Genomic DNA, 12278 nt, shown 5'->3' with positions numbered 1-12278 from the left:
TAGTATGATAGGTGATAAGCTTACATATCATAGTAGTTTTAAAAAGACTAACAACGAAATAATTGAAAGATTAAACTCAGAATTTGTCTCAAAGAAACGGTGTTGTATTGCAGTAGGTGGAGAATCTGGTTCTGGTAAAACATCATTGGCTTATGCCTTATTGTTAGATATTGAAGCTAAATTAGGATTGAAGGGATATCTATTTCATGGTGATGATTATTTTTACCTACCACCAAAAGATAATCATAATAAAAGGCTTGAGGATATCGCCAATGTTGGATCATCTGAAGTTAATTTAAAGCTTTTAGATAAACATTTAAGTTCATTTTTAAGCAATAAGGGTCTAATTAATAAGCCTTTGGTGGATTACGATAACAATTCTATTGGATCTGAAACAATAGACTCTAGCCGTTTTGATTTTTGTATTGTTGAGGGTACCTATACTATGCTCCTTAAGAATCCTACTTATAAAGTTTTTATTGAAAACTCATTCATAGACACAAAATCCAATAGAGTAAAACGTGCAAGAGACATTATGAATGATTTCAATGAAAAGGTTCTAGAAATAGAACATAATATTATCAATGAGCAAAGTAAATATGCTAATATGCTCGTTAAAAATGAAGTTTCAACTAGTTAATTCCTGTTGTATTATCAATTTGGAACAATTATTTGAAAGTTTGATTTAGCTATCAAATACACTTCATTTATAGATAATGTTTTAATAAAGAAACTAACTAATAAAAACAATATGAAACTAACCAAACCAAGATTATCCTTTTGGCAAATCTTTAATATGAATGTTGGATTTCTCGGCATTCAGTATAGTTTTGGACTCCAGCAAACAGCTATAAATCCAATATTTTTATATCTCGGTGCACCTGAGGATATGTTGCCAATTTTAAATATAGCTGGTCCAGTTACAGGATTAATTGTTCAGCCAATAATAGGTGCAATGTCAGATAAAACATGGTCGCCTCGTTGGGGAAGACGCAAACCTTATTTTCTTATTGGAGCACTTATCGGCAGTCTTTGTTTATTTGCATTCCCAAATAGTCCAGTGCTATGGTTTGCTGTAGGATTATTATGGCTATTGGATGTAGGTAATAATATGGCAATGGAACCATACCGTGCATTTGTTGGAGATAAATTACCAGAGAAACAATTAAGTCTTGGGTATCAAATGCAAAGTTTATTTGTGGGTGCTGGTATTCTCTTGGCTAATGGATCAATTATATTATTCCAAAAGTGGTTTGGTGGAGATATAGAAGTTGCAGGTAAAATACCACAATGGCTGTACTATTCATTTTATATAGGTGGGATTCTGTCCATAACTACTATTCTATGGTCCGTGCTAAAAACACCAGAAATTCCGCCAACAGATAAAGAACTTGCGGACATAAATCATAGTAAAAGTCTTGGTTTTGCGCATAGAGTAAAAGAACCATTTACTGAAATTATTGATGCCATTAAGGACATGCCAAAATTCATGTGGAAGATTGCAGGTGTATATCTTTTTCAATGGTATGCGCTATTTATTTATTGGCAATTCATAACACCATTATTTAGGCAAACTTTAAACTATTCTACATCTGAGGCTGCAGCGCAAGCGGCAAAAATGAATACAACATATAACGTAGTTACAATGTTGGTTGCATTAGCATTGGTCCCTTTAACAATGAAGTTTGGTGGTAAAAAAGTATATGCATTAAGTTTGGTGGGAACGGCAATAGCTTTATTCTCAATTCCTAATATCCAAGATCCAAATATGGTATTGATTCCAATGGTCTTATTTGGTATAGGTTGGGCAGCAATGATGGGAATACCTTATACTATGGTCTCAAAGGTTGTTTCTCAAGAGAGACGTGGGGTTTATATGGGAATTTTAAACATGATGATAGTAATTCCTATGGGAATACAAACCTTATCATTTGGGCCAATCTACAAGTATCTTTTAGGCGGTGTAGCAACAAATGCTATTATGTTTGCCGGAGTTTTCTTTGTTATAGCAGCTGTACTGGCTTTGCGACTTAACGAACCTAATACCTCTGTTGATGAAGTAGATATTGAAGAAAATTAAAGGATTTGAGTTATGAAGAATTTTAGCATTAAATTATCAATATACCTCAATTACTTTGTATTTGCCATTTTACTTAATAGTGTTGGAATTGTAATTGCTAAATCTATTAATGTCTATGGAGTTGTTGAGTCTGACGCATCACTATTAGAAGCATTTAAAGATTTGCCAATTGCATTTGTCTCATTTTTAGTGGCATCATTTTTACCAAGATTTGGCTATAAACGTGCAATGCTTGTTGCATTGGTAATAGTTTTTTTTGGTTGTTTAGGTATGTATTACGGAAACACCTTCGATACCGCTAAAGTTTTGTTTCTAACCGTTGGTGTCAGTTTTGCACTAATAAAATTATCTGTTTATAGCCTTATTGGTGTTGTAACAGATACTCCAAAGGAACATTCTGCATTAATGAGTTCTGTAGAAGGATTCTTTATGGTTGGTATAGCTAGTGCTTACTTTTTATTCCCAGCTTTTTATAGTGATACTGATCCTGATGCATGGCTACAGGTTTATCCTGTATTATGCGTAATAATAGCACTTTCATTTGTGTTACTGCTTTTTTCTAAGATTAATATACCAATAGAAACTTCTGGTAAAAGTGTGGTAGACGATATAAAAAGTTCAGCGGGTTTGTTGGTGATGCCCTTAGTATTAGTTTTTATTTTTTCTGCCTTCTTTTTTGTGATGGTAGAACAAGGAATAATGACATGGCTTCCGAGATTTAATGAAAAAATATTTTCATTTTCTGAAGTTTTGAGTGTACAGATGGCATCCATTCTTGCCATTTCTTTAGCACTTGGAAGATTCATTGCAGGCTGGGTTTCTAAATCAATTGCCTGGGAAAAAATAGTTATAGTATGTTCTATAATTTCGGTAGTAATATTATTAAGTGTTTTACCACAGCTCAAGATGGAGGGGAATGCGGTAGTTTTAAATGGGTTAGGTGACGTACCATTATTAGGATTTATTTTACCCTTAATTGGTCTTTTTATTGCGCCAATTTATCCTTTGTTAAATTCAACAGTATTAAGTCATTTACCAAAACGACTTCACTCTCCAATGTCAGGGCTTATTATAATTTTTTCTGCCTTAGGTGGCACTTTAGGGTCTAGAATAGTAGGTACATTGTTTGAACATATTGGAGGTGTAAATGCCTTTTATTTCTTAATTATACCAATCGCCTTATTGGTTATTTCAGTTTTAATAATTAAACGTCTTATTAAAAAACAAGACAATCATGATAGTTGATATTGATGATATATTATCAAAACTTCTAGAACAAGAAGATACTGATGGTGATAAAAAAATCACCATTGAAGACAATGGGCCAAAGCAATTTGAATTGTTGTCAAATAGCGGTGAAAAATTAATAATCAAAGGGACTTATCAGCTTTCTAATTTGTTACAAGAACTTGTAATTCAAAAACAACAAGGTAAATCTGAGGCTTTTGTAAATCAAGAATTTATTGATGAATTACCCACCAAAAGAATTTCTCGTATGATACGCGATTTCTATTGGAAAGGCTTAACTAGACGAATGGATAAATCTGGGATTGAAGGGCTTATTTCAGATTCAAAAAATGAAAGCCTAACTGCCGAAATCCTTCCAGTATATGTGCCAAATGGTGATAGTTTAGCTTTTGATTATTACAATGCTCTAGAAAAGGAATTGCCAATAAAAGCAGTAAAGCTTCCAACTGAAATTACACCAGAATATGTAAAATCTATAAATGAGCAACCTGGTATTTTAAGCCTAAAACTTGAGGTTGAAAATAATGAGGTAAAAGGTGTTCCATTTGTTGTTCCTGGTGGCAGGTTTAATGAAATGTATGGGTGGGATAGCTATTTTGAGGCTGTTGGTCTGTTATGTGATGGTAAAGTAGATTTAGCAAAAGCTATGGCAGATAATTTTCAGTATCAAATTGAGAACTATGGCAAAATATTAAATGCAAATAGAAGTTATTACCTAACTAGAACACAACCTCCATTTTACAGTAGTTTAATTTCCGAAATCTTTGAAGTAACTAAAGATAAAGGTTGGCTTGCAATTCATTTAAAAACAGCTATTAAAGAATATGAGACCGTTTGGATGGTTGAGGGAAAAAGACTCACTTCAAATGGACTAAATCGATATAGAGCTGAAGGAATTGGTATGCCACCAGAATGTGAGGAAGGACATTTTGATGAGGAATTGAAGAAGTATGCAGAAAAAGAGGGAATTTCTATAAGAGAATTCGCTAAAATGTACCAAGATGGAGCAATTATCAATGAAGAATTAGATCGTTATTTTGTACATGATAGAAGTTTACGAGAATCTGGTCATGATACGTCTTGGAGATTAGATGATGTCTGTGCAGATTTGAATACGGTTGATTTAAATAGTCTATTGTACAAATACGAATCTGACTTTGCGCATTTAATAGAAAATTATTTTGATGGTGAGTTTGAAGGATGGCATAGTACATATTGGTTTCAAATTATGGAAGAAAGAGCCGAATGTATGCAGAAATTAATGTGGAATGAAGAGCATGCTCAGTATTTTGACTATAATTTTAGAACAAAAAGCCAGACTCATTTTGAAAGTGCTTCAAATTATTTCCCGCTTTGGGCAGGTTTAGTTGATACACGAGATGTATATAAAGTAGTAGATACTTTAATGCGCCAACTAAAGGAAAAAGGCGGTATTGCGGGAACTTCAAGAAAAATGAACAGTAATCTGCCTGATGGAGCTATCCAAAGGCAATGGGATTATCCAAATGGTTGGGCACCTCATCAAATGCTCATATGGAAGGCATTAAAAATGTATGATTTCAATACTGAACTACAAGAATTAGTTTACAGATGGCTTTATATGATTACACGGAATGCGGTAGATTACAATGGTACCATTCCAGAGAAATATGATGTTGTTGAAGCAACACATAAGGTTTTTGCTGAGTATGGTAACGTTGGGACAGATTTTGAATATATAACCCAAGAGGGATTTGGTTGGATGAATGCTTCATATCAATACGGACTTAAATTATTGGATGAGACATTAGTTAACGAATTGAATCAACTCACAGAACCGGACAGCCTTTTTAAATCCTAAGATGTTTTAAAAAATGTATTCATTGCGATTAATTCTTTCAAATTGGCGATACTTCTCAGTAGTTTGGGTTTTTAGTTCTTTAAACATTATGATTGGCACTTGGGTTCTTTATATCCCAAGAGTTAAAGACAAATTACAACTCTCGGATTCAGAGATTGGTTTTGCTCTTTTTTGTTTAGCACTTGGACTGTTGTTTTTTATTCCAATTGTTCCAATTATAACCAAGAAATTTGGTCTAGGCAGATCAACTATTGTCGGTGTCTGTGTATTCAGTATTGCATTTATTGGACCGCTTATTATGCCATCTTATGAGGCGTTATGTGGCTCATTATTTTTAGTAGGCATTTTTTCAGGGTTAACGGACATAGCTATGAATACCTTGGTTTCAGAAATGGAGAAAAGAGACAGGGTTAATATTATGTCTGCCGCACATGGTTTTTTTAGTCTTGGTGGTGCAATTGGTGCTTTGGTTGGAACTGGTCTAATGAGTGTGTTTAAAATTCCTTTTTATCATGTTGCATTAATGGCATTGATAGTGATTGTTACCAATCTTTTTTTGGCACATCAATATCTAAAAATTAAGGAGACAGAAGTCGAGGTTGAGAAGGAGAAAGGTAAATTTCAGTTAAAAATATTCAAACCATTATTTATACTGGCTTTTTTGGCAATGGTTACCATGGGTAATGAAGGGGCTATAGAGCATTGGAGTTCAATATATTTAATAGATGTGGTTGAGATTTCTTCAGATAATTATGCTGGTTTTGGATTTACTATTTTTTCGATTATGATGACCGTTGGTCGTTTCTTCGGAGATGGCATAAGTGCTAAAATAGGGTCTGCAAAAATCGTTTTCTTAGGGTGTTTAATGGCGGCAATAGGTTATTTATTTGTATTAACAAGTAGTTTTGTTTTTAGCCTTTTAGGATTTGGCATTATTGGTTTGGGCCTTTCTGTTATTATTCCTGAATTAATTAGAATGGCTGGAACATCTAAAGGGATTGCAGCTTCAAAAAGTATATCTTTTGTGACTGGAGTTGGATTTTTAGGCTTTTTGTTAGGTCCAATAATTATTGGTTACATATCAGATAGTTTCACACTTAAAATGAGCTTTGTATTTTTATTAAGTATAACATTAATTGCCTTATTAATTTCTATGTTTAAATTAAGGGTAAAGTAGAACACATTATTTATGTAATATGAAAAGACGAGAATTTGCAAAGAACATTGCATTAGCTTCAGGTGCTGTAAGTACTGGTTCATTATTAATGGGTTGTGATGATGAAAAGGTTGAACATTCTGTTAATGCTAGTCTGGTAGTCAATAAAGATTTATCCCAAAGAATGTATGACAAAGCACTTGAGATAACTAAAAAAAAGGTTAGAGGAGGTGATGAGGAGCCATTTTTTAAAGAACCTTTTATTGATGCAGCCTTCTCTCCGAACATCTTTCTGTGGGATACATGTTTTATGTGCTGTTTTGCAAAATACCATTTAGACGAATTACCAGTATATCAAGCCTTAGATAATTTTTATGACCGAATGGAGGATGATGGTTATATATGTAGAGAGTATCGCCAAAATGGTGAGGCATTATGGTCAAAAGACCACCCGGTTTCTATTAATCCACCATTATTGGCATTGGCTGAATCTGAAATATTTAAAGTGTCTAAGGATATTGAGCGAATTAAAAAAGTGTACCCTATCTTAAAGAAGAATTTCGAATTTCATGTAAACACTTACATGATGGAAGATAATCTGTTTTATGGAGATACTTTGGGTATGGGAATGGACAATATACCAAGGGCACCAAGAGACTGGGAACCTACTGAAGGTAATGGTATGACACATCATGAACTTGGAGAGAAGTTAAGTGCCATGAATGCTTCTGGAGAAACAAAGCTTAATACGTTTATAGCCGAATATGTTAATACGAAACAAGGGATTTGGAATAAGCAAGGTCGATTAGTTGATTTTACGGCACAGATGGCTATGTATAGTCTTCAATTAAAGGAAATGGCAGAGACTATTGGGGAGAATGGTGATATTAAAGATTATGAGAAGTTCCATTCAAAGGTTGCCAAAGCTATTAACGAAAAATGTTGGAACGAGGCAGATGGATTTTATTATGATCTAGGATTTGATAAACAAGTTGTACGCAGACATATAGGAATGTATTGGACCCTTTTGGGTAAAGTAGTTCCCGAAGAAAGACTAGAAAGATTCTTATCATTTTTAACTAATGAAAATGAGTTTAATCGTAAAATGCCATTACCTGCATTATCTGCTTCAGATCCTGATTATTTGGGTTGGGGAGATTATTGGTTAGGAGGTGTTTGGGCACCAACAAGTTATATGGTTTTGAGAGGACTCACGGCATATGAAAAAAATGACTTGGCGAAATCTATTGCGAAAAAAACCTATAAGAATGTAGCGACCGTTTTTGAGGCAACAGGGACATTTTGGGAAAACTATGCACCAGATTTGGTGTCTTATGGTATGCCAGCAAAAAAAGATTTTTGTGGTTGGACTGCACTTTTTCCAATTGCTATGTATAATGAATATATAAAGGAGGCATAATTAATGTTCAACAGAGAAGAACAGGTTAAGCAACTAAAGACGACTTCAAAATTTGATATTGTTGTAATAGGTGGTGGTGCTAGTGGATTGGGAATTGCGGTAGATGCAGCGTCAAGAGGATTTAAAGTAGCATTGTTTGAAGCTCATGATTTTGCAAAAGGTACTTCCAGTAGAAGTACAAAGTTAGTTCACGGTGGAGTGCGCTATCTCGCTCAAGGAAATATAAAATTAGTTATTGAAGCATTACGTGAAAGAGGGTTGTTGGAGAAAAATGCCAATCACTTATTTAAACGTCAGACCTTTCTTATACCAAGCTATAATTGGTGGTTTAAATATTATTACGGTTTTGGTTTAACTATTTATGATTGGTTGTCTGCTAGACTTTCATTAGGTGGTTCTAGAATTATATCTGCTAAGAAAGCCAATCAGAAAATTAAGAACCTCATACCTAAAGGTCTGAATGGTGGTGTGACCTATTTAGATGGTCAATTTGATGATGCGCGACTTGCACTTAACCTAGCACAAACAGCTATTGAGCAAGGTGCAGTAGCCTTAAATCATTTTAGGGTTAGTGATATTTTAAAAGACCATGATAATAAGGTTTCAGGTGTTACTGTTTTAGACACAGAAACTGACGAGGAATTAAATATTAATGCTGATGTTGTGATTAATGCAACAGGTGTGTTTGCTAATAAGATTTTAAAACTAGCAGGACGAAAAAAGAAGAGTCTCAAGATTGTACCCAGTCAGGGTATTCACTTAGTATTGGATAGATCTTTTTTAGAGGGTGAAACGGCATTGATGGTTCCTAAAACCAGTGATGGTCGTGTATTGTTTGCAATTCCATGGCATAATAAAGTAGTATTAGGTACTACGGATACACCAATTGACAAACCTAGCTATGAACCTAAACCTCTCGAGGTAGAAATAGATTTTATACTAGAAACAGCAGCTCAATATTTTACTAAAGCACCAACAAGAAATGATATAAAGTCAGTTTTTGCAGGTTTAAGACCATTAGTAGCACCAGAAGGAGATAAAAGTAATACCAAAGAGATTTCTAGAGGCCATAAAATCATCCACTCAGAGAGTGGCTTAATTACAATAGTCGGTGGTAAGTGGACTACATACAGAGAAATGAGTGAAGATGTTGTTAACGATGCTATTGAAACCCATAATTTAAAAAAGGGCTCAACTAAGACGAAATCACTTTCTATTCATGGTAATATTTCTACTATTGAAAAATTAGGATTAAATGGAGTTTATTGGGTATATGGTAGTGATGCAAAGCATTTAATAAAATTTATAGAAACTGATGCAAGCTATAAGAATAAATTACATCATAATTATGAATACACTGTAGGCCAAGTTATTTGGGCTGCGAGATTTGAAATGGCCAGAACTGTTGAAGATATCTTGGCTAGACGATTTAGGTTGTTATTCTTAGATGCGCAGGTATCAATTGATATTGCAGAAAAAGTTGCTTCTATACTTCAGAAAGAATTGAATAAAACTGGAGATTGGAAACAAAATCAAGTTGAAGAATTTACAACTCTTGCTAAGGGTTATTTAATTTAAGAGAATATGTCGAATAAAATCATTTTAGCATTAGATCAAGGGACAACATCAAGTAGAACTATTGCATATAATTCTGAAGGAAAGCCTATAGCAACTGCACAACAAGATTTTGAACAACTATTTCCAAAAAATGGTTGGGTTGAACACGATCCCGAAGCTATATGGCAGTCACAGCTCAAGACTATTAATGAAGTATTTACGAAAGGTACATCCGCGAATGATGTTGCAGGAATAGGTATCACTAACCAAAGAGAAACTACGATAGTTTGGAATAAGGAAACAGGCGAGCCCATATATAATGCGATAGTATGGCAGGATAGAAGAACGGCATCCTATTGTGATGAGCTCAAATCTACTGGTCAAGAAGAATTAATTCAAGAAAAAACTGGATTAATAATTGATGCTTATTTCTCTGCGACCAAATTAAGATGGATATTGCACAATGTGCCTGGTGTAACGGATCTTGCAAAGAACGGGAAGCTATGTTTTGGTACCGTTGATACCTGGTTGATATATAAATTAACAAAAGGTAAAGTATTTGTTACTGATGTTAGTAATGCATCAAGAACCATGCTATTTAATATTCATACTTTAAAATGGGACGATGAACTTTTAGAACTTTTTGAAATTCCAAAGTCAGTATTGCCAGAAGTTAAGTCGTCTTCTGAAGTTTATGGACATGCGGAAATATTTGACCATAAAATTCCGATATGTGGTATTGCTGGTGATCAACAAGCTGCATTATTTGGACAGCTTTGTACAAAGAAAGGTATGGTTAAAAACACCTATGGTACAGGTTGTTTTCTATTAATGAATACAGACAAAAAACCTGTAAAATCACAAAACAATCTTTTAACTACGGTTGCTTGGCAAATTAACGGCAAGACACAATACGCTTTAGAAGGAAGTGTATTTGTTGGTGGAGCAGCTGTGCAATGGTTACGAGATGGGATTAATCTCATTGATGATGCAAGTGAAATCGAAGCTTTGGCTAGTTCAGTGCCAGATAGTGATAATGTTGTGGTTGTTCCGGCTTTCACAGGTTTGGGAGCGCCATATTGGGACCCTTATGCCAGAGGAAGTATTATGGGAATTTCAAGAGGAACCACTAAAGGTCATATTGCTAGAGCAACATTAGAAGGAATTGCGCTTCAAGTTTACGATATTGTAAAAGCTATGGAAAGTGACTCAAATATGCACATTACAGAATTACGAGTTGATGGTGGTGCAACTGCAAATAATTTATTGTTACAAATACAATCGGATATTTTTGATTGTGATGTTGTAAGACCTACTAATTTGGAGACAACAGCTTTAGGTGCAGCATATTTAGCCGGATTGGCTGTTGGTGTGTTTAAGAGTAAAGATGCACTCAGCGAATATTGGGAAAAAGATAAGACCTTTAAACCTCAAACAAATAAGGAAGGCCAATTAAAGCTCATTAAACTTTGGCATAAAGCTGTAAACCGAAGTAAAAATTGGTTAGAAGATTAGGGTTAATCTAACTCCAGTAATTCAATATTTTTAAAGTGTATTGGGTGGCTTTCACTTTGTAAAGAAATATAGCCTGATTTTACTGGTTTACCCTCAATAGATTTAGACAAGTCAGAGGAATACTCACCACCATATGTAGGTTTGGTATATTCCATAACCTTCGCGCCATTTATAAAGTGTTTAATAATAGAATCCTGGTAAACTTCAATTTCTAAGTGAACCCATTGCTCATCATGATATGTCTCTGAAGTAGAATTAATACAATGATCAGTAACTAATTGATTATCAATTTCAACATGAGTACCTGGAGTACATAGGTTAGCGGTTGGGCGAAGGTCAATTCCATTACCTCCTAATAATTGAACCTCAATAGAAACTGGAAATCCTTGATCTAATCCAATTTGACTTGGATCTTCACAATGAATCATCACACCACTGTTTTTATATGCCCAAGCCTCACCATCCGTAACTTGATTGTCTAAAAATCTATAATCTAATCGCAGTTTATAATTTGAAAAAGGTTTTTTATAGTAGATATGACCAAAGGTGTTATTAAAAGTGTCATTATACTTGGAGTAATCTACTTTTAGAATAGAGTCTTCAACTTTGAATGTGTTTTTGAAATTATACCCAACTGGATGACCTTTTATTTTTACAATCCAATCATCCAAATTGTTTTTAGAAAGTAAATTCACCCATTGATTTTTATTTTCAACCTTTCTTTTAGTTTCTTTTTTACAAGCCAGAATGCTTATAGCAAGAGCACCAACAAGGGTGTATCTTATAAACTTGGACATTACTAAATATTTGATTTTACCAGAATAACGAATATGCTTTGCCATCCGTTTCACTAAGGTCAATACAACCCTCTTGTTTGCCAGGTACAGGCTTATAAACCAATATCTCTTTACCAACAGTCTCAGAATTGGTGTAGGCAAAAATACATAGTCCTCGTATATCATTTAGTGCAACGTAAGAAGCCATTTCATCAGAAATTGGTTTTTCGTTTTGTATGGCCTCTTCAAAAGATTCCCAAAATATTTTCTCTTCTTCTTTGCTAATCTTTAATGTTTGAGCTAATACAGTTTCTATGTCTTCTGTTTTAACATCATTAAGGTCTTCCAAAGCAGTATTTTTTAAGAGAACATTACAAAGATTAGTAAACCCTTGTTTAAAGACGTCTTGTGCTTCGACCTCATATACTTCCTTTACAAATTTATCGATAAACTGAGGAACATTTACTTCAGTTGCACTTGGAGAATCGACAGTTTTAGGCAATATAATATCCGTAATCTTATTAAGCAATTGGGTTTGATTCTTATCAAAATACACGGGTTCCCATATTGGACCAGTTTCTTTGGAACAACTTTGTAATAAACTCAATGCACTTGATCCAACAAGCAAAGCTCCAAAAGATAATCCTAATCCTTTAATTGCATCTCTTCTTTTCATGATTCTGATA

Annotated in this window: 10 protein-coding genes; 8 read left to right on the top strand and 2 right to left on the bottom strand. The window is 34.2% G+C overall.

Going from position 1 to position 12278, the window contains the following annotated elements:
* Positions 1-4 precede the first annotated feature (4 nt).
* The 8 genes from LBV24_RS01990 to glpK all read left to right on the top strand — a co-directional run bounded on the left by LBV24_RS01990 (position 5) and on the right by glpK (position 10816).
* On the top strand, positions 5-640 hold the full coding sequence (locus tag LBV24_RS01990; RefSeq protein ID WP_224476911.1) for a hypothetical protein: 636 nt from the start codon (positions 5-7) through the stop codon (positions 638-640).
* Positions 641-751: 111 nt separating this feature from the next.
* Positions 752-2080 (top strand): MFS transporter, encoded by a 1329-nt coding sequence (locus tag LBV24_RS01985; RefSeq protein ID WP_224476910.1) that lies wholly within the window; start codon positions 752-754, stop codon positions 2078-2080.
* A gap of 12 nt (positions 2081-2092) precedes the next feature.
* Positions 2093-3325: an MFS transporter gene (locus LBV24_RS01980; RefSeq protein WP_224476909.1), complete on the top strand. Its 1233-nt coding sequence runs from the start codon at positions 2093-2095 to the stop codon at positions 3323-3325.
* Positions 3315-5168, top strand: a complete 1854-nt coding sequence (locus LBV24_RS01975; protein WP_224476908.1) for an alpha,alpha-trehalase — start codon at positions 3315-3317, stop codon at positions 5166-5168. Before LBV24_RS01980 ends, LBV24_RS01975 begins: the two co-directional genes overlap by 11 nt.
* 13 nt (positions 5169-5181) lie before the next feature.
* Positions 5182-6345 (top strand): MFS transporter, encoded by a 1164-nt coding sequence (locus LBV24_RS01970; RefSeq protein WP_224476907.1) that lies wholly within the window; start codon positions 5182-5184, stop codon positions 6343-6345.
* 19 nt (positions 6346-6364) lie between these two features.
* Positions 6365-7744: an MGH1-like glycoside hydrolase domain-containing protein gene (locus tag LBV24_RS01965; protein ID WP_224476906.1), complete on the top strand. Its 1380-nt coding sequence runs from the start codon at positions 6365-6367 to the stop codon at positions 7742-7744.
* Between the two features lie 3 nt (positions 7745-7747).
* Entirely contained in the window at positions 7748-9322 is a 1575-nt protein-coding gene (locus tag LBV24_RS01960; RefSeq protein WP_224476905.1) for a glycerol-3-phosphate dehydrogenase/oxidase, read from the top strand.
* A gap of 6 nt (positions 9323-9328) precedes the next feature.
* Positions 9329-10816: a glycerol kinase GlpK gene (gene glpK, locus LBV24_RS01955; RefSeq protein WP_224476904.1), complete on the top strand. Its 1488-nt coding sequence runs from the start codon at positions 9329-9331 to the stop codon at positions 10814-10816.
* A gap of 2 nt (positions 10817-10818) precedes the next feature.
* Here glpK and LBV24_RS01950 read toward each other — a convergent pair whose 3' ends face one another.
* Together LBV24_RS01950 and LBV24_RS01945 are read right to left on the bottom strand one after the other, a co-directional pair.
* Entirely contained in the window at positions 10819-11613 is a 795-nt protein-coding gene (locus LBV24_RS01950; RefSeq protein WP_224476903.1) for a 3-keto-disaccharide hydrolase, read from the bottom strand.
* Between the two features lie 16 nt (positions 11614-11629).
* Entirely contained in the window at positions 11630-12268 is a 639-nt protein-coding gene (locus LBV24_RS01945) for a gluconate 2-dehydrogenase subunit 3 family protein (RefSeq protein WP_224476902.1), read from the bottom strand.
* Between the last annotated feature and the right edge of the window lie 10 nt (positions 12269-12278).

This window comes from Winogradskyella vincentii, assembly GCF_020166345.1.
GTDB lineage: Bacteria > Bacteroidota > Bacteroidia > Flavobacteriales > Flavobacteriaceae > Winogradskyella > Winogradskyella vincentii.
This window is presented reverse-complemented; position numbering and strand designations above follow the sequence as displayed.